Source organism: Neobacillus driksii (assembly GCF_013409995.1).
GTDB lineage: Bacteria > Bacillota > Bacilli > Bacillales > Cytobacillaceae > Neobacillus > Neobacillus driksii.
Genome location: NZ_JACCBX010000002.1, coordinates 222,959 through 244,391, shown reverse-complemented (window position 1 = coordinate 244,391; position 21,433 = coordinate 222,959). Strand labels below are relative to the sequence as shown.

General features: G+C 40.8%; 20 protein-coding genes. 16 read left to right on the top strand and 4 right to left on the bottom strand.

The genetic code is table 11. The features are described from left to right. Positions 1-120: 120 nt before the first annotated feature. Positions 121-1,155 carry a Delta(5) desaturase DesA gene (gene desA / locus F4694_RS04410; RefSeq protein WP_179595687.1) on the top strand — a complete coding sequence of 345 codons (1,035 nt, stop codon included), beginning with the start codon at positions 121-123 and terminating at the stop codon, positions 1,153-1,155. Positions 1,156-1,233: 78 nt separating this feature from the next. Then, positions 1,234-1,743, top strand: a complete 510-nt coding sequence (locus F4694_RS04405) for a response regulator (protein WP_179595686.1) — start codon at positions 1,234-1,236, stop codon at positions 1,741-1,743. A 104-nt stretch (positions 1,744-1,847) separates the two neighbouring features. Here F4694_RS04405 and F4694_RS04400 read toward each other — a convergent pair whose 3' ends face one another. Then, the gene (locus F4694_RS04400; RefSeq protein ID WP_179595685.1) at positions 1,848-2,216 is read right to left on the bottom strand and encodes an SET domain-containing protein; all 369 of its coding nucleotides are present in this window, start codon (positions 2,214-2,216) and stop codon (positions 1,848-1,850) included. Between the two features lie 108 nt (positions 2,217-2,324). On the opposite strand from F4694_RS04400, the gene F4694_RS04395 reads away from it, so the two are divergent. Further along, on the top strand, positions 2,325-3,167 hold the full coding sequence (locus F4694_RS04395; protein WP_179595684.1) for a dimethylarginine dimethylaminohydrolase family protein: 843 nt from the start codon (positions 2,325-2,327) through the stop codon (positions 3,165-3,167). A 91-nt stretch (positions 3,168-3,258) separates the two neighbouring features. Here F4694_RS04395 and F4694_RS04390 read toward each other — a convergent pair whose 3' ends face one another. The 3 genes from F4694_RS04390 to F4694_RS04380 all read right to left on the bottom strand — a co-directional run bounded on the left by F4694_RS04390 (position 3,259) and on the right by F4694_RS04380 (position 6,498). Continuing rightward, a complete protein-coding gene (locus F4694_RS04390) occupies positions 3,259-3,453 on the bottom strand; it encodes an alpha/beta-type small acid-soluble spore protein (RefSeq protein WP_063251859.1) in 195 nt (64 codons plus the stop codon). 87 nt (positions 3,454-3,540) lie between these two features. Then, on the bottom strand, positions 3,541-4,668 hold the full coding sequence (locus F4694_RS04385; RefSeq protein WP_179595683.1) for a CAP domain-containing protein: 1,128 nt from the start codon (positions 4,666-4,668) through the stop codon (positions 3,541-3,543). 159 nt (positions 4,669-4,827) lie between these two features. Then, the gene (locus F4694_RS04380; RefSeq protein ID WP_179595682.1) at positions 4,828-6,498 is read right to left on the bottom strand and encodes a ribonuclease J; all 1,671 of its coding nucleotides are present in this window, start codon (positions 6,496-6,498) and stop codon (positions 4,828-4,830) included. A gap of 370 nt (positions 6,499-6,868) precedes the next feature. Here F4694_RS04380 and F4694_RS04375 point away from each other — a divergent pair, with 370 nt between their 5' ends. The 13 genes from F4694_RS04375 (at position 6,869) to F4694_RS04315 (ending at position 21,409) form a co-directional block, all read left to right on the top strand. Then, a complete protein-coding gene (locus tag F4694_RS04375) occupies positions 6,869-7,351 on the top strand; it encodes an RrF2 family transcriptional regulator (RefSeq protein ID WP_179595681.1) in 483 nt (160 codons plus the stop codon). Further along, the gene (locus F4694_RS04370; RefSeq protein WP_373459817.1) at positions 7,335-7,496 is read left to right on the top strand and encodes a YezD family protein; all 162 of its coding nucleotides are present in this window, start codon (positions 7,335-7,337) and stop codon (positions 7,494-7,496) included. The genes F4694_RS04375 and F4694_RS04370 overlap by 17 nt, the downstream gene beginning before the upstream one ends. 138 nt (positions 7,497-7,634) lie before the next feature. Further along, positions 7,635-8,687, top strand: a complete 1,053-nt coding sequence (locus tag F4694_RS04365) for a sulfate ABC transporter substrate-binding protein (RefSeq protein ID WP_218895510.1) — start codon at positions 7,635-7,637, stop codon at positions 8,685-8,687. Positions 8,688-8,706: 19 nt separating this feature from the next. Then, a complete protein-coding gene (cysT, locus tag F4694_RS04360; RefSeq protein WP_179595679.1) occupies positions 8,707-9,543 on the top strand; it encodes a sulfate ABC transporter permease subunit CysT in 837 nt (278 codons plus the stop codon). A 15-nt stretch (positions 9,544-9,558) separates the two neighbouring features. Further along, a complete protein-coding gene (gene cysW, locus F4694_RS04355; protein WP_179595678.1) occupies positions 9,559-10,407 on the top strand; it encodes a sulfate ABC transporter permease subunit CysW in 849 nt (282 codons plus the stop codon). Between the two features lie 38 nt (positions 10,408-10,445). Further along, complete coding sequence (locus F4694_RS04350) at positions 10,446-11,510, top strand: sulfate/molybdate ABC transporter ATP-binding protein (RefSeq protein ID WP_179595677.1); 1,065 nt, start codon at positions 10,446-10,448, stop codon at positions 11,508-11,510. Positions 11,511-11,624: 114 nt separating this feature from the next. Further along, a complete protein-coding gene (locus F4694_RS04345; RefSeq protein WP_179595676.1) occupies positions 11,625-12,818 on the top strand; it encodes a MalY/PatB family protein in 1,194 nt (397 codons plus the stop codon). A gap of 247 nt (positions 12,819-13,065) precedes the next feature. Next, the gene (locus tag F4694_RS04340) at positions 13,066-13,848 is read left to right on the top strand and encodes an NAD-dependent protein deacylase (RefSeq protein WP_179595675.1); all 783 of its coding nucleotides are present in this window, start codon (positions 13,066-13,068) and stop codon (positions 13,846-13,848) included. A 95-nt stretch (positions 13,849-13,943) separates the two neighbouring features. Further along, on the top strand, positions 13,944-14,951 hold the full coding sequence (locus F4694_RS04335) for an asparaginase (RefSeq protein WP_179595674.1): 1,008 nt from the start codon (positions 13,944-13,946) through the stop codon (positions 14,949-14,951). 154 nt (positions 14,952-15,105) lie between these two features. Continuing rightward, a complete protein-coding gene (locus F4694_RS04330; RefSeq protein ID WP_179595673.1) occupies positions 15,106-16,422 on the top strand; it encodes an FAD-binding oxidoreductase in 1,317 nt (438 codons plus the stop codon). Position 16,423: 1 nt separating this feature from the next. Then, the gene (locus F4694_RS04325) at positions 16,424-17,776 is read left to right on the top strand and encodes a (Fe-S)-binding protein (protein WP_179595672.1); all 1,353 of its coding nucleotides are present in this window, start codon (positions 16,424-16,426) and stop codon (positions 17,774-17,776) included. Continuing rightward, on the top strand, positions 17,757-19,205 hold the full coding sequence (locus F4694_RS04320) for an FAD-linked oxidase C-terminal domain-containing protein (RefSeq protein WP_179595671.1): 1,449 nt from the start codon (positions 17,757-17,759) through the stop codon (positions 19,203-19,205). Before F4694_RS04325 ends, F4694_RS04320 begins: the two co-directional genes overlap by 20 nt. 23 nt (positions 19,206-19,228) lie before the next feature. Next, complete coding sequence (locus F4694_RS04315) at positions 19,229-21,409, top strand: malate synthase G (RefSeq protein ID WP_179595670.1); 2,181 nt, start codon at positions 19,229-19,231, stop codon at positions 21,407-21,409. Positions 21,410-21,433: the final 24 nt, after the last annotated feature.

The window sequence follows — 21,433 nt, the reverse complement described above, 5'->3', positions numbered from 1 at the left end:
TGTAAGAGACAAGCTGTATATGACGTTTGTCATACTCTGCATATGACACCTGGTACTTACAGTAATCATTTTTATTTACTATACTTGATTTAACGACACAAACCGAAGGGAATTAAAATTATGTCAGTACAAGAAAATACGAAGAATTTACGAAAACAAGTTGCTCCTTTTGAAGGGTCAACAACAAAAGAAAGTGTTTGGCAGATTATTAACACGGTCGGACCGTTTATCTTATTGTGGTTCCTTGCTTATCAAAGCTTATCTATTTCTTATTGGTTAGCATTGGTACCAATGATTGCAGCAGCAGGGTTTTTAGTACGAATTTTCATCATTTTTCACGACTGTACCCATCATTCGTTTTTTAGAAACAGAAAGGCGAATCGCGCAGTTGGGACCGCAATGGGAGTATTAACCTTGTTCCCGTTTGATCAATGGGGTCACGAACACTCTGTTCACCATGCCACAAGTGGTAACTTAGATAAGCGTGGTACAGGGGATATTTGGACATTAACTGTCGATGAATATTTAGCAGCTCCACTTAAACTTCGTTTAGCTTACCGTTTTTATCGTAATCCAATCGTGATGTTTGGTTTTGGACCCATTTATGTATTCGCGCTTAAAAATCGTTTTAACAGAAAAGATGCTCGTAAAAAGGAGCGAATGAATACCTATTTAACGAATGTCATTCTTGTTGCTTTAATTACTTTATTTTGCATGACAATTGGCTGGCAGTCATTCCTGCTCATTCAAGGTACGATTTTCATGATTTCCGGTTCGGCAGGTATTTGGCTATTTTATGTACAGCATACATTTGAAGATTCTTACTTTGAAGAAGATAAGGATTGGGAATATGTGAAAGCTGCAGTAGAGGGAAGTTCTTTTTACAAACTGCCTAAACTTTTACAATTCTTAACAGGTAATATTGGTTTCCACCATGTTCACCATTTAAGTCCAAGAGTTCCAAATTATAAATTAGAAGAAGCTCATAACCAGACAGAACCATTAAAAAATGTTCCAACCATTACACTTGCGACAAGTTTAAAGTCACTACGTTTCCGCTTGTGGGATGAAAATGCGAAGAACTTTGTAGCGTTTAAAGACGTGAAAGCTTTAGCGAAGAAACGAATTTCTGTACAAGCAAAACCAGAATTGTAATTTGCCCAATTTGGCTGACTCTCCGTGCGCGGAGAGTCTCTGCATGAGTAGCAGCTGCCTGATAAGGAGAGATTGAAGATGATTCGAATTGTAATCGCAGAGGATCAGGCGCTGCTGTTAGAGGCCATGGGTAATCTGTTGAACTTGGAAGAGGATATCGAAGTAGTTGGTCAGGCAGGTAATGGGGAAGAGGCACTTACTCTGGTGAGAAACTTGATGCCTGATGTTTGTATTATGGACATCGAAATGCCTGAAAAGACAGGTCTCGAGGCGGCAGAAGAGTTGCAGCGTACTAACTGTAAGGTAATTATTCTAACCACCTTTGCACGACCAGGATATTTTAAACGTGCGATGAAGGCTGATGTGCGGGGATATTTACTGAAGGACAATCCTAGTGAGGAATTAGCTTCTTCCATTCGAAGCATTATAGCTGGCAAGCGAATTTATTCCGAAGAGCTCATGGACGAGGATTCTGTTGAAGAAAATGTCAACCAGCTGGCGAAGGAATCCACTCAAAGTAACAAAACGGGATTAGTCAAAAATTATTTATCTTCCATTATGGATAAAATGAAATTACCAACAGGTTAAAGCATCCAATTTTCACTGGATGCTTTTTTGTGTTTTTATAGGCAGATTAAACAACGGATGCAAAAATTCAAACATTTATGAAAGCTATGAGGGAGAGGAGCTGATTAGAAAACATCAAACCACATGGGTTCATCATCTTCAGGGTCACCATTGTAATTGATTAAAATTTCATCTTCTTTTTTGATATCACGATAGGCATAAATATCAATGGTTTGGTTTTTTAAATTAAGCTTATATAACGCATTAGGGGTGTAGGAGTGATTAAACAGCGAACCGTATCCAAGTGCTAAGGCACATTCGTCTAAATCTTCACCCCACCAGAATACATATTCAATCATGATGGTTTTTTTCAAATATTTATACTCATCTTTACCGGAAATAATCACGGGTGCTTCATGAATGAGCTCACCTCTTTTTATATCACGGGTAGCAAATATTCCTCTGCCATACTTTGATTTCTTCACTTCAAACATAGAATCATCACCACCATCATTAAATGAAACACTTTTTATTACTCTATGAATGAATGGGAGAATTTGTTTAAGTAATCCTATAAAAGAAGATTATTTAGGAGGAGCAGCATGACGCTAAATCATAATACATTTTGTGCAAACGAGTATGATACATTAAACCGTGTAATCCTTTGTCAGCCCCAATATATGACCATACGTGAGGTTATCAACGAAACACAAAAGGAATTTAAGGATGAAGGGATACATATTAAACGTGCTTTGGAACAACATAGGGATTTTGTTAGAACCTTAGAATCCAATGGAATAGAGGTTGTTTTATTACCTTATCATAAAAAATACCCAGAGCAGGTATTTACGCGTGATATTGGCTTTACCCTCGGACAAACCATTTTTGTTGCGAAAATGGCTCACGATGTTCGTATCGGGGAGGAAGATGTTTTAAAACAGTGGCTTGATGATGAAGAAATGTCTTACTACAATTTGGCGGAAGACAGGATTGAAGGTGGAGATGTAATCATAGATGGGGAGACCATTTACGTTGGTTTAAGTAACCGGACTCATCAGGATGCCGTAGAACATTTGCAAGGTCTTCTAATCCAATACGATGTAAAACCCATCCCTTTTAAGGAAAGATATCTCCATTTGGATTGTGTATTTAATGTCATATCTCCTGATACTGCCCTGATTTATCGGCCCGCCTTAACAGAGGAGGATGTACACCTTTTTTCGTCTCGCTATGAATTAATTGAGGTATCAGAGGAAGAACAATTTACACTAGGAACAAATGTGTTGTGTATAGGGAATAAGAAAATTTTAAGTTTACCGATTAATAAACAAGTGAATCAAAATCTGCGAAACCGTGGATTTGAAGTGATTGAAGTGGATATATCAGAGATCATTAAATCAGGTGGATCTTTCCGCTGCTGTACGCTGCCCATCTTAAGAGGATAAGAAAAAGGCTGTCCGAGTAATTCGGACAGCCCATTTTCCTGTCTAGCTTCAGCGCCTAGAGGCGCTTCCGCTTTTCTTAGTGAAATCACAGTTAAATACCTTGTTGATTTCGTAATGTTTGTTCAGCCAACGCGACAAGACGTTTGGTCATTTCGCCACCGACTGAGCCGTTTGCTCGTGCGGTCGTATCAGCACCAAGTTGAACTCCAAACTCGTTGGCGATTTCTTCCTTCATTTGATTCAGAACATTGTCTGCACCAGGAACCAATAGTTTGTTTCTAGCCATGATACATCACTCCCGACGAAGTTTTTTGAGCAATGTATAATTGCTCGTATTTAATTTTCCCTAAATGATTATCTCAAATTCGTGTCACTAATTGGCATAATAATTCTGGGTATAATAAGGCTGTGATTTTTCATTAAATGCGACACCGACTCCTAAGTACTCATATTCTTGACGTAGGATATTTTCACGGTGTCCTAGTGAATTCATTAATCCTTCATGGGCAAAAATACTGCTTAATTGACCATATGCGAGATTTTCCCCTGCAGTATGAAACGCAACAGCGTCCTCTTTCATACGATCAAATGGTGATTGTCCTTGAAGATTTGTATGATCGAAATAATCATGTTCGGCCATATCAGCACTATGCTCGCGAGCCGTTTCGCGGACATGATCATCCCATGTGAGGATAGGGAGCTGGTGATTCACCCGGGTTGCATTCGTTAAATCAAACATTTGATATTCGAAACCTTCTTTTAAGGTTGGCGATGCTTCCGTGTAAAAGTCTTTTTTGTTGTCCTCCATCGTATTGCTGATGATTTGTATCGCTGTGACCGTATTGTTTTCGTGTTTATCGTAAAAAATTGTCACATAGGCGTCATCGAGCAAAAATAAATCATTGTCACTATCCTCTTGCAGCTGGTAAATGACCATTCCTTTTTGGACTTTCGTTATCGGTTCACCAAGAATACTACGGACACTTTCTTTTGATGAAGTACCTATTTTAATACCGTTGGTGGAAGTCAATAAATCTTGGTTTGTGTATAGACCGGCAGCTTGATAATTGTCATCGTACATCACCATAAAAAAATTATGGTAATTGTCATGATAGGCATGCCAATTTGTCCCATATTCATTGAGCGAAGTCCGTTTTGCTAGTCCCAAATTATGCTCGATATCAGTCTTTACATTCCCAAGCTCTATATTATGAACAGAAAAAGTTTGTTCAACCGGTGGTGTTAATTCCACCTTTTTCTGCGGTGTTTCAGTCGATTCTTCCGGAGTCAAAGGCATTTCCTCTACTTGAAAGCCAAGCTGTTTCAACATCTGCTGGATATCATCATATAAAACACTAATTGTTTCAGGTGCTTCTAGGCTTTCTTTTAACGACGATACAAAATTAGCATGAATGTCGGAATTATCGAGCTGTTTTGTGATAAAAGGCCAGGAAATATATAGTAAAAATAATAAGGCAATTAAACGTAGTAAACGAAACATTTTCTTTCCTCCAATTCTATTAGGAGTATAGCCAATTTCGATTAACTGTAAAATAAATTCGCCCTGAAATCAAGATAAATTTTCGTTATTAACATTATATCTGCGTAGTCGTAAAAAAATGAAAATGTCAGGCACACTCCCAAGTGCCTGACATTTGCTTTAGATTTCGAGGATAATCGGGAGAATCATCGGTTTTCTCTTCGTATGCTTAAACAAATACTGCCCGACTGATTTTTTAATATTTTGCTTCATCACGTTCCACTGGCGAATATTATCTGATTCTAATTCAAGAATCACTTTCTTAACTAGGCGGTTAATTTCTCTAATTAAATCCTCGGATTCCTTTACATAGACAAATCCACGGGTAATCGTGTCAGGACCTTGGATTATTTTTCGATCGGATTTGCTGATGGTTAACACAATGACAAGCATCCCATCTTCAGAGAGCTGTCTTCGGTCTCGTAAAACAATTTCTCCGACATCGCCAACACTAATGCCATCTACATACGTATCTCCAGCAGGAATATTCCGAGTCTGTCTTGCCACTGAATTTTCAATATCAACAACGTCTCCATTTTTAATAATGAATGTATTTCCTTTTTCAACCCCAACGGATTCTGCCAACTGCTTATGATGATGGAGCATTCTGTATTCCCCGTGAATCGGGATAAAATAGGTTGGCTTCATCAGGGTCAGCATCAGTTTCAGGTCTTCCTGGTAGCCATGACCAGAAACGTGCATGCCGGTTGAACTGCCAGAGCCATAAATGACCTTAGCCCCAAGTTGAAATAAGTTGTCGATAATCTTGGAAACACCTTTTTCATTTCCTGGGATAGGCGACGCTGCTAAAACAACGGTGTCCCCAGGGTAAATGGTTGCATCACGATAATTTCCTGTTGATAACCGTGCGAGCGCAGCATTCGGCTCTCCCTGACTTCCAGTACAGAGAATCGCAACCTTATCAGGAGGAAATTGTTCAATCTCATTCGCACTGATGAGCATACCTTCTGGCATATCTAAGTATCCGCGCTCCATTGCAACATCCACTACGTTCACCATGCTTCTTCCAAGTAACGCAAGCTTACGGTTTGTCTTTATCGCTGCCTCAACCACCTGCTGAACACGGTTCACGTTTGACGCAAAAGTGGAAAGAATAATCTTTCCATCTGCTTTTATAAAGGCCTCTAATAAATGGTCACCTACCATTTGCTCAGATGGAGATAAACCCTTACGTTCGGCATTGGTACTTTCTGATATTAAGGCGATAACACCTTGTTCGCCGATTGCCGCCATTTTATGAATATCACTAAACTGGTCATTTGAAGGTGTTAAATCAAATTTGAAGTCACCGGTATGGACGACATTCCCTTCTGGAGTGTGAAAGACAATACCTAAGCAGTCAGGGATGCTATGACTCACTTTGAAGAAAGACACACCAATTTTCCCAAATTCAAGCTTTGAATCAGAGTGAATGGTCACCAGCTCTGTATCCCGAAGAAGGCGATGCTCTTCTAACTTTAATTCAATTAATCCTAAGGTAAAACGAGTAGCATATATCGGAACATGATTAAATCTTTTTAAAAAGAAAGGTATACCACCGATATGATCTTCATGCCCATGAGTCACGAGCATCGCCCGGATTTTGTCCTGGTTTTCCTCTAAATACGTCATATCAGGGATTATTAGGTCAATACCCATCAAACTCTCGTCCGGGAATTTCCCGCCGCAATCGATAAGAATAATATCGTTCTCACACTCAATAACATACATGTTTTTACCGATTTCATTAATGCCTCCTAAGGCAAAAATGGATACTGAATTTTTACTCATTTTTCATTCATACCTCCCGATTTACACTTGCATAAGATTTAGTATTCCCTGAGAAGAGACGAGTATGATGAATGAGGGACAGTTCCTTCAAAAAAATGATTGAAAAGATTATTTTTTATTTTGTAAAAAATGTATTGATTTTTCTAATAATAACAATTAATATATGTTTTATATTAAACCCATAGATTTAATCGGAATTAAAAAGGTTTGACTACGTAAGATTCAGAAAAGGGCGCAATAGACAAGTGCCCTTTCAGTAACCCCTGCATATTTTATAACTATCTTAAATCCATTTTTTCAGAACTCAAGTGGATTATTTTTAGGAGTGAATGTTGACTGAAATACTCAACATTAATGGAGGAGGGATGGAATGAAGGTATCGAGCAAAGGTGAATATGCACTACGAGCTTTACTTCAGCTGGGAAACCATCAAGGAAATGTACTAGGAATTCAAGAGATTTCTGAAAAAACACTGGTTAGCATTCATTATTTGGAACAAATCCTGCTTCAATTAAAAAAGCTGGGTTATGTTACGAGCAAGCGAGGTGCTAAGGGCGGTTATATGCTCCAACGAGAACCTGCAGAAATCAATATCGGGGAAGTAATTCGGGATTTGGAAGGTCCTCTGTCACCAATGAGCTGTGCGTCTATTACGAAATATGAGCCATGTCCATTAGAGGGGGGATGTCAATTAAAGCCGTTGTGGTCAATGGTACGTGATACAATTGCTTTTGTTTTAGAGAGAACCACACTGGAGGATTTACTTTTAAACCGAATTACGAAGTTAGAAGGAGAGGATATCATTGTCGTCAAAAGTGCGTCTGGATCAACAAGTGATGGAAAAAATAGCTAGTTTACTAGAAGGTTTGGAATTTGGTACCGTCCAAATTACCGTTCACGATTCACAAATTACCCAAATTGACCGCTTAGAAAAGCACCGTTTGCCGCTAAAAAGCAAACAGATAACGCCATTATCAAATCAATCTAAAAGCAGGTAATGAACATTATGAATAACTGCCGATCGGACACCCGAAGGCCCTTTAGTAACTTGTACATATTTGGTATGTACATGTGTGAACTAATGGGGCTTTTTTTATTGGAAAAAGCCCACTAAACGAATAGAGGGGTCAATAAATATGATGAAAAAAATTTGGATTACACTATTATCGCTAACTTTCCTTTTCGTGGCCGCGTGCTCGAATCAAAGTACAACCACAACCACAACTGAGAAAGATACAGAAGCTCCTGCTGTAAAAAAAGAAGTGGAACTATTAAACGTATCCTACGATCCAACAAGAGAATTTTATGAGGAATACAACAAGAGCTTTGCTGCTTATTGGGAAGAAGAAAAAGGGCAAAAAGTAACCATTAATCAATCTCATGGTGGTTCCGGTAAGCAGTCAAGATCTGTTATTGACGGTTTAGAGGCCGATGTTGTCACTCTGGCACTTGCTTATGATATCGACGTTATCGCGGAAGCAGGAAAGCTTCCAGTAAATTGGCAGGAACGATTAGATAACAACAGTTCTCCTTACACTTCTACGATTGTGTTTCTTGTTAGAAAAGGCAACCCAAAAGGTATTAAAGACTGGGACGATCTCGTGAAAAATGATGTATCCGTGATTACTCCTAACCCTAAAACATCTGGCGGAGCAAGATGGAATTACCTGGCGGCCTGGGGATATGCACTAGAGCAAAATAACGGAGACGAAGCAAAAGCAAAAGAATTTGTCACCAAACTCTTTAAAAACGTCCCTGTTTTAGATTCAGGTGCACGCGGTTCTACCACCACATTTGTGGAAAGAGGAATCGGTGATGTATTGATAGCATGGGAAAATGAAGCATTTCTAGCGTTAAATGAATTAGGCAAAGATGAATTTGAAATTGTTGTTCCATCTGTAAGTATCTTAGCGGAGCCACCTGTCACCGTTGTTGATGAAACAGCTAAGAAACACGGAACAGAAGAAGTTGCGAAAGCCTATTTAGACTATCTATATACAGAGGAAGGTCAAGAAATTGCGGCTAAAAATTATTACCGTCCGCGTTCTGAAGAAGTAGCTAAAAAGTACGAAGACCAATTCCCTAAAATAAACTTATTTACGATTGACGAAGTTTTTGGCGGCTGGAAAAATGCCCAGAAGATCCATTTCGATGATGGCGGTGTCTTTGACGAAATCTACAAACCGTAAGAATAAAGGAGAGTTTTAAGTGGCTAATAAGAGAAAGCGACATCGAGTTTTACCAGGATTTGGTCTTTCCATGGGATACACACTCATTTATCTAAGCCTAATCGTGTTGATTCCGATTGCATTCCTATTTTTAAAAGCATCGACGCTCAGCCTGGCTGATTTTTGGGAGACCGTTACCGACGACAGAGTGGTCGCTTCCTATAAATTGACAATTTATACTTCTTTAATCGCAGCTTTGGTGAATGCGGTATTCGGGACACTGATTGCATGGGTATTAGTAAGGTACGATTTTTATGGGAAGCGAATCATTGATGCCCTAGTCGATTTACCGTTTGCCCTTCCAACGGCGGTGGCAGGGATTGCACTTACCACCATTTATGCTCCTAATGGCTGGATTGGGCAATACTTTGAAGCCATGGGGATAAAGGTAGCGTATACGCCACTCGGTATTATGGTAGCCTTAACGTTTATCGGACTCCCTTTTGTGGTACGGTCGGTTCAACCGGTATTGCAGGATTTAGATCGACAGTATGAGGAGGCAGCTTCTACACTTGGGGCCAGTTCGACGCAGATTTTCGTGAAAATTATCTTACCGGCCATTTTCCCCGCTATCCTAACAGGATTTGCCCTTGCCTTTGCAAGGGCTTTGGGTGAATATGGCTCTGTTGTCTTCATATCCGGCAACATGCCGATGAAAACGGAAATTGTTCCATTGCTGATCATAACGAAATTAGAGCAATTCAATTATGCGGGTGCCGCCGCGATCGCGGTTGTCATGCTTGTATTTTCATTTGTTCTATTATTCTTAATTAATTTCTGGCAATGGAGAACAACGAAAAAGTATCAGATGAACTAGAGGAGATAGGGGAATATGATTGTTCAAGAGCTTCGAGAGAAAAATGTAAAAGCCAATGCCGAACCAGATCTCCTAAAAAAGTGGGCATTAATCACCATTGCCTTAGGCTTTCTAGGATTATTCATACTTGTGCCTTTAATCGCTGTTTTTTCTGAGGGACTAAATAAGGGAATTGAGCTATACTTCGCATCTTTGACAGAACGTGATGCCTTATCGGCGATTAAGCTAACGTTACTTACTGCTGCGATAACGATTCCAGTTAACACCATTTTCGGGGTACTGGCCGCTTGGTCGATTACCAAGTTTAATTTTAGAGGTAAAAATATTTTAATTACGTTAATTGACATCCCGTTTGCAGTTTCACCGGTTATTGCAGGCCTCGTTTTTGTTCTTTTGTTTGGTTCACGGGGAGTATTGGGTCCGTTTTTAGAGGCAAATGATATTAAAATTATCTTTGCAGTACCAGGAATCATTTTAGCTACTATATTTGTTACGTTTCCATTTGTGGTAAGAGAACTGCTCCCCATTATGGAGGAACAAGGAACAGAAGAAGAACAAGCAGCCATTACGCTGGGTGCAAGCGGCTGGCAAATGTTTTTTCGGGTGACATTGCCCAATATTAAGTGGGGCTTACTTTACGGAGTCATTCTTTGTAACGCTCGAGCCATGGGTGAATTCGGAGCGGTATCGGTGGTTTCTGGCCATATTAGAGGTCTAACGAATACCATTCCACTTCATGTTGAAATTTTGTATAACGAATATAATTTTACGGCAGCTTTTGCGGCAGCTTCCTTACTCGCGCTTCTAGCCATACTGACGTTAATTTTAAAAAGTGTTGTGGAGTGGAAAACGAAAAAACATTAAAAGAGAATCATGTGTCATTAAAATGGAGGATCGTAGAGATGGGGATTACAATCAAGGATGTATCGAAGGCGTTCGGAAACTTTCCAGCCGTCAACAATGTCAATCTAGAAATTCCGACAGGCGATTTTGTGGCTTTATTAGGTCCATCTGGTTCGGGTAAAACAACACTTCTGAGGCTGATTGCGGGGTTAGAGGGGTTAGATACGGGTGGAATTTTTTTCAATGACAAGGATTACACCTATAAGACGATAAAAGAACGGAATGTAGGGTTTGTTTTTCAAAATTATGCGCTATTTAAGCATATGACGATATTTGATAATATCGCTTTTGGATTAAAGGTAAGACCGAGGAAAACTCGTCCTTCTAAAAAAGAAATTGCCGATAAGGTAAACGAATTGTTGAAGCTCGTTCAATTAGAACAGCTGGCAAATCGCTATCCTTCACAGCTTTCAGGGGGACAAAGGCAACGGATTGCATTAGCAAGGGCACTTGCTGTAGAACCAGAAGTCCTGCTTCTAGACGAACCGTTTGGAGCACTCGATGCGAAGGTTCGTCAGGAATTGCGTCATTGGTTAAGGGAGATTCACCAAAGGCTTAACATTACCACCATTTTTGTCACCCATGACCAGGAAGAGGCATTAGAAATGGCTGATACTGTGGTCGTGATGAATCAAGGAAAGATTGAACAAATTGGCTCTCCAGAGGAAGTGTATCAAAAACCAGCAAACGCTTTTGTATATAGTTTCTTAGGAAGAGTCAACGAGTTCCGCGATACTGAGGCGTCGGCTGCCATCAGCTATATTCGCCCGCACGAAATTGTTTTGCGTAAAATATCCCAAGGAAACAGCATTTTATCAGAGGTTTCACATATTCATATTATTGGTTCCACTGTCAGGGTCGAATTAAGACGACAGGATACTGGCGCTCTTTTTGAAGCAGAGATGAGTATCGAGCAATATCAAAATATGACGCCCATCAAAAGGGGAGATATTCTTTTTGCCGAATTTAAAAATATCATTGTCTTTGATCATCATTTGGAAAATAAACTCGATCATGGAGGAAAAATAGGTATTAGAAATTCTTTAAAAAGCAAATTAATATAGAAGGAAAAAGTGCTAGGAAAAATCCTGGCACTTATTTTTATTGAAATCTACATATATAAAGCATACATTAGAAATTAGAAGCATTGTAAAATAACGAACGAAGGGGCGGATAAGATGAAATATAATTTTGATGAGATTGTGAATCGAAGAGGTACTTATTCTATAAAGTGGGATGGGGGTCAAATCTTAAAAAATATGGGTTTTACGGAAAGATACGATGAAGATACCATCCCGTTATTTACAGCTGACATGGATTTACCAGTTCCTCAACCGTTAATTGACGCCTTACATAAGACCGTTGATCATCGAATTTTCGGTTATTCTGTATTTCCTGATGAGTATTTTGAAGCTGTACAGCATTGGTTCAAAAAGAGACATGATTGGGAGTTCAAGAAGGAAGAAATCGTTTATAGTCCAGGAACGGTTCATGCGTTGAATGTTGCGGTAAGGGCACTTACAAAACCAGGAGAAGGAGTAATCATTCAACGGCCAGTTTACCCTCCCTTTACATCATCCATCAATGCAAACGAAAGAACGCTCCTGAATAATGCTCTTGTAAGTGATGATGATGGCTATTATTCGATTGATTTCGAAGATTTTGAAGCAAAGGCAAAAGATGAAAACACGAAAATGTTTATTTTATGTAACCCGCATAATCCAACAGGACGAGTATTTACTAACGATGAGTTAAGAAAATTAGCAGATATTTGTGCGAAAAATGATGTGCTGATTATAGCTGATGAAATTCATGGCGATATCGTCCGGCGTAATCAAACCTTTATTCCGATTGCCAAAGCAGCTCCTGAGCATACTGACAAGATTATCACGTTTACGGCAATTAACAAGACCTTTAATGTAGCAGGACTACATTGTACTAATGTAATAATCACGAATCCTGAGCTGCGGAAGACCTTCAATGGTGTTATGGGGATGCATTTACCATCACCTTTTACCGTTTCAGCCCTCATCGCCGTTTACCATGAGGGAGAGGATTGGTTAGAACAGCTGAAAGAATATATCGACGGAACAATGGAATGGGCAGTGGACTTTTTAGAGGAGAACATGCCAAAAGTAAAGGTGAGAATACCTGAAGGAACCTATATTATGTGGATGGACTTTAGTGCTTACGGCATATCTCCAGACGAAGTACACGACCGGATCTACAACAAAGCCAATGTCTTATTGGAAGATGGAAAAATGTTCGGAGAAGAAGGCTTGCACTATCAAAGAATCTGTATTCCATCACCACGACCGATGATAAAGGAAGCATTTGAGAGGATTGCTAGGGAGTTTGAAGATTTAAAATAGGTTTTGGGGATTTAGTTGCGGATGTGCTGGAATTAGTTGCGGATGGGTTGGGTTTAGTAGCGGATAGCGGAGAATACTGGCGGATGGCAGAAAATACTGGCGGATGACAGAAAACACTGGCGGATGACAGAAAACACCGGCATGTAGCCAGATATACTGGCTTATAGCTAAATGCTAGCAAGATGATAGCGCGCATTACATTAGGTGATATCCCTAAAAAAGCACTAAGTTTCATAGGAGTGGTGATATGGAGAGCAGTTTGCTTCGAACCTGCACGAACCTGATACAAAATGCGAAAAACATTGTCGTCCTAACGGGTGCAGGAATTAGTACCGAATCAGGCATTAAGGATTTTCGTTCACAAACAGGGATTTATCAAATGGCCCCTGAATATATTCTCTCACTCGATAATTTTCATCAAAATCCAGCTGGGTTTTATCAGTTTGCGATTGAAAATCTTTACCACCCAGAGGCACACCCTAACCAAGGACATGAGATCTTAGCTCAATGGGAAAAGGATGGGAAGGTTAGCCATATTATCACGCAAAATATTGATGGCCTCCATCAAAAGGCAGGTTCTAAACAGGTCATTGAATTTCATGGGACGATGAAAACAGCTTCCTGTCAAAACTGCCGAAAAACCTACAGCACCGAAGAAATGATCAACAGACGAAACACGATGGATGAATTTTATGTTTGTGACCACTGTAGTACTTCTGCTAAGAACAAAAGGTACATCAAACCGGATGTCGTCCTATTTGGAGATGCCGGTGAATGGTTTACGATGGAAGGCTTCAACAAAATTATTAACATTATCCATCAGGCGGACTGCCTATTAGTATTGGGAACAAGTTTAAAGGTTACCCCATTCTCTACGTTCCCACAATACAGGAGAGAAGGCACCCCAATGATTATTGTCAATAAAGGCGATACACCCTTTGACCATAACAAAGATTCCTATGTAATCCATGACTCTATCGGAGAAACATTAACCAATATTAATGATCACATTAATCCACCTATTTCCTAGAGGTGGATTTTTTTATCTAAAAACAATTTTGATTATTTAAAAAGCTTGATATAATTTTTAAAAAAAGTAGAAACAAAGAATAGGAGTATATCAACATGTCTAAACCAATACTTGTATACAGAGGCGAATACCTTGAAAGCAGTCATGATGTACATATTGCCGTGGTAAATAATGAAGGGAAACTGCTATATTCCTATGGAAATCCCGACAGGCTGACGTTTCCACGCTCTTCGATGAAACCTTTCCAAGCTGTCCCGTTAATTGAAACGGGAGCGGCCGAGCATTTCCGTTATTCTCCAGCTGAACTGTCTTTAAGCTGTGCGTCCCATAGCGGTGAACAATTTCACCGTGAAGCGGTTTTAAATATTTTAGAACGAATCGGACTTACTGAAGAAGCACTGCAATGCGGAACGCATATTCCAAGGGATATAGAGAGTTATAAGCAGTTAATTCGTGATGGAAAAGATTTAACGCCGGTGTTTAGCAATTGTTCTGGAAAGCATTCTGGTATGCTGGCAACTGCTGTCTATATGCATGAAGATGTTTCAACCTACCGTGAAATTCATCACCAGCTGCAGCAGCGAATACTCGAGACAATCGAAGATGTTTGCAATATTCCAAAGGAAGAAATTCAACTTAGTGTGGATGGCTGTGGGGTACCTGTTCATCAATTGCCCCTATCACATGCCGCATTAGGTTTTGCAAGACTGGCAAAACCCAATGAAACTCTAGCACTAAAGCGTGCGGCAGCACTAGAAACCATTCGTAATGCCATGATTCAGCATCCTGAGATGGTAGGCGGGACGGATCGTTTCGATACAGACCTGATGAAAATTTATGACGGTAGGGTCGTGGCAAAAGCAGGTGCTGAAGCTGTCCAATGTATCGGTTTAGTAGAAGAGGGCATTGGAATTGCTATAAAAGTGGAGGACGGTGCACCTCGTGCCACAAGTGTTGCCGCCATGGAAGTGTTAAAGCAGCTGGGTATTGGTGACCAACAAATTTTTGAAGTCTTAAAGGATTATGTCATTGCACCTGTATTGAATGCGAGAAATGATACAATCGGGACCATTAAAGCAGATTTTGTGCTGGAAAAAGCATAATCGTTGTCCGCCCCCAATAGTAAAATGGGGGGATTTTTAAATTTTCTAAATAGATTGACAATTATAGGCAAGGAAAATAAACTTAAAGTGTAGGTTTTTTTACAATAAAGCAGAAACGCTGTTTGTTATTACGCAACAACTGGAGGTGAAGGGATTGATTACGGACGAAAGTCTAACAGAATTAAAAGCGTATTTTAAAGACATACAGATAAGTGAAGAAGACCAGCATCATCCACTTGGGAATTCAGGTAGAGTAACGATTTTTCCAAAAACAGAACAAGAAATTTTAACTGTTTTAGCATATGCCAATACCAATGGCCACTCTGTTTTCATCATGGGAGGAGGTACAAAAAGAGGATTCGGTGGGATGCTTGAAAAAGCAGACATTCTCTTAACGTTAGCTCAATATACTGGAATCGTTGAGCATAATCCTGGCGATATGACTATTACGGTAAAAGCTGGTACATCCTTTCAAGAAATCCAAACCTATTTAGCACGATACAAGCAAAAAATCCCGCTAGATCCATACAATCCAAAACATGCGACGATTGGGGGAATTGTTTCAGCTAACGATAGCGGACCCAAAAGACTTGGATACGGATCAGCCAGAGACAATGTGATTGGCCTCCGGATGGTGTACCCAGACGGAACTCTGATTCGTTCGGGTGGAAAAGTAGTAAAAAATGTCGCCGGGTATGATATGAATAAGTTATTTATTGGAGCAATGGGTACCCTCGGTGTCGTATCACAGGTGACCATAAAGCTGCGCCCGATAGCTAAATATGAATCTATTCTATTTGTATCCTTCCCTGAAAGAAATGTTGAAGAGATTCGAGCATTTGCAGCAAAAGTGCTTGATTCTATGATTGAACCCATCACCCTCGAGATACTAAACCCCTCCTTAGCTGGGAATTTGACAAACAATAATCAATATATATTGCTGATTTCGTTTGAAGATGTAAAAAGCTCAGTACACTACCAAGAGGATTTTATTAAAAAGATAATCCCTGATAAAACCACCCTAAGATCCCTATCACAAAATGAAGCAAAATCCTTCTGGGATCATTTTTACCACCAACAGCCTAACGGCTTAATAAACGTAACCACAACAGAGGCAGTTCTAAAAATTGGCGTTGTCAACTTGGATGCAATCAAGATTTTACAAGAAGCAGAGCTAATCGCTGATGCTTGTCATGTTTCCATCGAAGCACATGGCGGTTTGGGGACGGGAATATGCTACTTGACCATTCGTGGCGCAACCGAGGATATATTATCTGCGATTCAACACATGAGAAAAAGTGCAGTCAAGCATGGAGGATATGCTGTAGTAAAGCACCTTCCCTTTTCCCTCCGTAAAGAAATCAATGTCTGGGGAGAAAAAACGGCGGCGCACTTTCTTTTTGAGGGAATCAAACAAAAAATCGATACCAACATAATCTTGAACAAGAATCGTTATGTCGGGGGGATTTAACGTGAGTGTGAAGGAAAGTCATTTAAACGAAGAAACGCCTTGTACATCCTCTCTAGGAAACTATCTGTGGCGAGACCCGCCTCAGGAATATAAGTGGGCGGATTGTGTCCATTGTGGGATGTGCTTGGAATCTTGTCCTACATATGAACAAACTGGGGAAGAGCAGCACTCACCCCGAGGACGTGTGTATCTCATAAAAGCAGTAGCAGAAGGAAAGCTTAGTGTAGATGAAGATTTTGCAAATCCCGTTTTTTCCTGTCTTGATTGCCGTGCCTGTACGACTGCCTGTCCTGTGGATATTGACGTTGGCGGGCTGATTGAGGAAGCAAGAGGACAAATCCGTCAAGCGGTACCGCTAAATGGCTGGAAGGGAGTAGTTAACAAATTATTTCTACATGGTGTGTTCCCGCATCATAATCGCTTACGTTCTCTCGGCGGTTTGTTACGGTTTTACCAGCGGAGCGGATTGCAAAAGGCGGTCCGGAAAACAAAGCTAATCAATATCATGCCACAGCATTTAGTCGAACTGGAATCGATTATGCCGGAAGTCAAAGGGGCTGTTCGGAAAACGCTTATAAAAGCCAAAGGTGAAACCAAACAAGAAGTCGCGCTATTGACCGGTTGTGTAATGGATGTATTTTTTAGTGATATTAATCAATCCACCATCAATGTTCTTACTCGGAATGGAAATGATGTGAGCATTCCGTCAAATCAAACCTGCTGCGGGGCATTGCATGTTCATGCCGGTGACCGCGAAATGGGCAGGAAGCTTGCAAAGCAGAATATCGAAGCTTTTGAAAAAGCAGATAAGGTCATCGTCAATGCGGCTGGCTGCGGATGCATGATGAAGGAATACACAGAATTATTCCGTGATGAACCAGAATGGAAAAAACGAGCAGAAGAATTCGAAAAAAAGGTAGTGGATATCTCCAAATACTTGCACGACACCGGCTATGAAAAACCAAAAGCAGCCATTCCTACTCGAATCACCTATCATGATGCCTGTCACCTGGCGCATGGGCAGGGAGTGAGGCAGGAACCTCGTGACATTCTGCTTGATATTCCGGGAGTAGAAATGGTGCACATGCCAAACGCTGACCGGTGCTGTGGGAGCGCGGGAATCTATAATATTACCAATCCTGAAATGGCGGATGCTGTTCTTAAAAGTAAAATGGAAAACGTTCCAGAGGATGTTGAAATGATTTCGATGGGAAATCCCGGCTGCATGATGCAAATGGCATTAGGAGTGCAAAAATACGGAAGAAGTCAAAAGATTGTTCACACCGTTCAGCTTCTAGATTGGGCCTATCAAAAAGAAGAAGGGGATGACTATCATGTCCGTCTTAAAGATTGATACCACTGACAAGCATATTATCAATCTCGCAGCAATCGTAGGCGGACCAGGTTCCATTTTATATAAAACTGCGGACCTGCTCGCATATGATTGCGATGGATTTACAATTCATAAGCATTTGCCAAAGGCCGTTGTTTTTCCAAAAAATACCGAGGAAGTTTCCAAACTAGTAAAATATTGCTCTGATCAAGGTCTCCCATTTCTGGCACGCGGCGCTGGAACAGGTTTGAGCGGCGGGGCCATTCCTGTGAATGGTGAAGTCATCATCAGTATGGTGCGGATGAAAAAGCTAATCAGTGTTGACCTTGAAAATCGTAGAGCGGTGGTAGAGCCAGGCTTTGTCAATCTTAAACTTACAAACTCGATTTCTGATAGAGGTTATTATTATGCCCCTGATCCTTCGAGCCAATATTGCTGCACAATTGGCGGGAATGTAGCAGAAAATGCCGGCGGTGCACATTGTTTGAAATACGGAGTCACCACGAACCATATTCTTGGTTTAGAAGTCGTGCTTCCGAATGGAGAAATCATTGAGATTGGCAGGAATGGTGTTTTGGATGAACCGGGATATGATTTACTCGGAATCTTGACCGGTTCAGAAGGGACGCTGGGTATTGTCACGAAAATCACAGTTCGCCTTTTAAAAAATCCAGAAGGAAAACAGACGGTCCTCGCTTATTTTGACAAGGTAGAAGATGGCAGTCAAGCAGTATCAGATATTATCTCTGCAGGCATTGTTCCTGCAGCACTGGAAATGATGGACAAAACAGCAATTGAAGCAGTGGAGGCGGCTGCATTTCCTGTTGGTCATCCAATGGATATTGAAGCGGTTTTACTTATAGAAGTTGATGGGATTGCCGCAGGCATAGAGGAACAGATCAACCAGATTTTGGCGGTTTGTAAAAAAAGTAATGTTCGAGAGGTTCGTGCCGCCATGGATGAGGCAGAAAGAGGCAGGTGGTGGGCTAATCGTAAAACAGGATTTGGAGCGATGGGTGCCATTTCACCTGATTATTTAGTGCAGGACGGGGTGATTCCGAGAAGCAAGCTTCCGGAGGTCCTGAAGAAAATTGCGCAGATTAGTGAGGAATCTGGGTTGCGGATAGCGAATATTTTTCATGCAGGTGATGGGAATCTCCATCCACTCGTTTTATTTGACGCCCGTAAACCGGGTGAGATTGAAAAAGCACTGGAAGCCGGAAGTCTTTGTTTGAAGGCTTGTGCCGATGTTGGCGGAACAATCACTGGTGAGCATGGGGTAGGAATTGAAAAACGTGAAGAAATGCGTTTTGTTTTTAAAGACGTAGAAATACTCGCACAAACCAATATTCGTGAAGTATTTAATCCTAATAATCTCTTAAATGCCGGGAAACTCTTTCCGACACCGGGGCGCTGCGTGGAAATAAAAAAAGAAATCAATGCGAAGTAGAAATGCTAGGGAGGAATGTTTGAATGAGTAATTATGTGAATGTAAGAGATTTACAGGTTGCGAGTGAATTATATGAATTTATTAATTCTGAAGCATTGCCAGGATGCCAAGTGGATCAGGATACGTTTTGGGCAGGGTTTGAAAAAATCATCAGGGACTTGACTCCAAGGAATAATGAATTGCTTGCAAAAAGGGATGAACTGCAAACAAAAATTAATAGATGGCACCAGGAGAATAAAGATTTTAATTTTGATAGATATAAAGCATTTTTAGAAGAAATCGGCTATCTACTGCCAGAACCAGAGGATTTCACTATTTCTACTGAAGGAGCAGATGATGAAATCGCACTAAAAGCTGGCCCTCAATTAGTTGTGCCTGTTGATAATGCCCGCTATGCCATTAATGCTGCAAATGCACGGTGGGGAAGCTTATATGATGCCTTATATGGTACAGATGTGATTAGTGATGAAGGCGGCGCAGATAACCAGGGTGGATATAATCCTGTTCGCGGCGAGAAAGTCATCGCATTTGCTAGGAATTTCCTTGATGAGACAATCCCTCTACAAGTTGGAACACATAAAGAGGCAGTACGCTATACTATTGACCAAGGTTTGAACGTTACCTTACGTAATGGAGATATTACCCGTTTGAAAAATGAAGAAAAATTCGTTGGCTATCAAGGTCAGCCAGATCAGCCTTCTGCTGTGCTGTTGAAAAATAATGATAACTATTTTGAAATTCAAATCGATCGAAGTCATCCAATCGGAAAAACGGATGCTGCAGGTGTAAAAGATCTTCTCCTAGAATCGGCTCTTACTTCAATCATGGACTGCGAAGACTCTGTGGCAGCAGTTGATGCACAGGATAAGATTCTCGTATATCGGAATTGGCTTGGTTTAAATAAAGGCAGCCTAAGTGCCACTTTTACAAAAGGAAATAAAACCTTAAACCGGACACTCAATCCTGACCGCAGGTATCTGTCGCCTAGTGGCAGTGAATTTACCTTGCCAGGGCGGGCTTTAATGCTGGTTCGCAATGTCGGCCATCTGATGACCAATAATGCCATTCTTGATGGTAACGGGAATGAAGTACAGGAGGGTATTATTGACGCTGTTGTTACCTCGCTGTGTGCAAAGCATTCTCTAATTGGAAATACTTCGTTCAAAAACTCAGAAAAAGGCTCTGTCTATATTGTAAAGCCAAAAATGCATGGACCAGAAGAAGTCGCATTCGCAAATGAGCTTTTTAACCGGACAGAGGATTTACTTGGGTTAGCCAGAAATAGGCTGAAAATTGGGGTCATGGATGAGGAACGCCGCACATCATTAAATCTTAAATCCTGTATCAAGGAAGTACAGGAGCGTGTGGTCTTTATTAACACAGGATTCCTTGACCGGACGGGGGATGAAATGCACACGTCGATGGAAGCAGGTGCGATGATCCGCAAGAATGAGATGAAATCCACGCTTTGGCTGCAAAGCTATGAAAAATCGAATGTGAACAATGGTCTTTCTACCGGCTTCCAAGGTCGTGCTCAAATCGGTAAAGGAATGTGGGCAATGCCTGATTTAATGAAGAGCATGCTCGAGCAAAAAATCGGACATTTAATGGCTGGAGGAAATACAGCATGGGTTCCATCACCAACAGCCGCAACGCTTCATGCTTTGCATTACCATCAAATCAATGTAAAGGATGTACAAAATAATCTTATCGGCAGTATTTCTGATTTACGGGATGATATTTTACAAATTCCTGTTTCTAACGATACGAATTGGAGTCCAGAGGAAGTCCAAGCAGAGCTTGATAATAATGCTCAAGGGATACTCGGCTATGTCGTTAGGTGGGTGGAGCAGGGAATTGGCTGTTCAAAGGTACCGGATATTAATAATATTGCATTAATGGAAGACCGAGCAACCCTCCGTATTTCCAGTCAGCACGTTGCGAACTGGCTGCACCACGGAATTTGCACGAAGGATCAAGTGGTAGAAACGTTGAAGAGAATGGCGAAGGTAGTAGATGAACAAAATGCTGGGGATCCTGCATACAGACCAATGGCGGATAACTTTGAGCAATCAGTTGCCTTCCAGGCAGCGTGTGATTTAGTATTTAAGGGCTATGATCAGCCAAGTGGATATACGGAACCTATCTTGCATAGCCGCCGTCTGGAAGCGAAGGCAAAATATTCAGTTCGGTCGAAATCATAGTCTGAAAATGCCCTGGCAAAGAGG

Excerpts from the sequence above, each read along its gene's own strand:
- F4694_RS04380 (WP_179595682.1), bottom strand. The coding sequence starts at position 6,498 with ATGAGTAAAAATTCAGTATCCATTTTTGCCTTAGGAGGCATTAATGAA.
- F4694_RS04315 (WP_179595670.1), top strand. The coding sequence starts at position 19,229 with ATGAGTAATTATGTGAATGTAAGAGATTTACAGGTTGCGAGTGAATTA.
- F4694_RS04340 (WP_179595675.1), top strand. The coding sequence starts at position 13,066 with ATGGAGAGCAGTTTGCTTCGAACCTGCACGAACCTGATACAAAATGCG.
- F4694_RS04350 (WP_179595677.1), top strand. The coding sequence starts at position 10,446 with ATGGGGATTACAATCAAGGATGTATCGAAGGCGTTCGGAAACTTTCCA.
- F4694_RS04335 (WP_179595674.1), top strand. The coding sequence starts at position 13,944 with ATGTCTAAACCAATACTTGTATACAGAGGCGAATACCTTGAAAGCAGT.
- F4694_RS04375 (WP_179595681.1), top strand. The coding sequence starts at position 6,869 with ATGAAGGTATCGAGCAAAGGTGAATATGCACTACGAGCTTTACTTCAG.
- F4694_RS04385 (WP_179595683.1), bottom strand. The coding sequence starts at position 4,668 with ATGTTTCGTTTACTACGTTTAATTGCCTTATTATTTTTACTATATATT.
- cysW (WP_179595678.1), top strand. The coding sequence starts at position 9,559 with ATGATTGTTCAAGAGCTTCGAGAGAAAAATGTAAAAGCCAATGCCGAA.
- F4694_RS04345 (WP_179595676.1), top strand. The coding sequence starts at position 11,625 with ATGAAATATAATTTTGATGAGATTGTGAATCGAAGAGGTACTTATTCT.
- desA (WP_179595687.1), top strand. The coding sequence starts at position 121 with ATGTCAGTACAAGAAAATACGAAGAATTTACGAAAACAAGTTGCTCCT.
- F4694_RS04370 (WP_373459817.1), top strand. The coding sequence starts at position 7,335 with ATGGAAAAAATAGCTAGTTTACTAGAAGGTTTGGAATTTGGTACCGTC.
- F4694_RS04400 (WP_179595685.1), bottom strand. The coding sequence starts at position 2,216 with ATGTTTGAAGTGAAGAAATCAAAGTATGGCAGAGGAATATTTGCTACC.
- F4694_RS04365 (WP_218895510.1), top strand. The coding sequence starts at position 7,635 with ATGATGAAAAAAATTTGGATTACACTATTATCGCTAACTTTCCTTTTC.
- F4694_RS04405 (WP_179595686.1), top strand. The coding sequence starts at position 1,234 with ATGATTCGAATTGTAATCGCAGAGGATCAGGCGCTGCTGTTAGAGGCC.
- F4694_RS04395 (WP_179595684.1), top strand. The coding sequence starts at position 2,325 with ATGACGCTAAATCATAATACATTTTGTGCAAACGAGTATGATACATTA.
- F4694_RS04320 (WP_179595671.1), top strand. The coding sequence starts at position 17,757 with ATGTCCGTCTTAAAGATTGATACCACTGACAAGCATATTATCAATCTC.
- F4694_RS04390 (WP_063251859.1), bottom strand. The coding sequence starts at position 3,453 with ATGGCTAGAAACAAACTATTGGTTCCTGGTGCAGACAATGTTCTGAAT.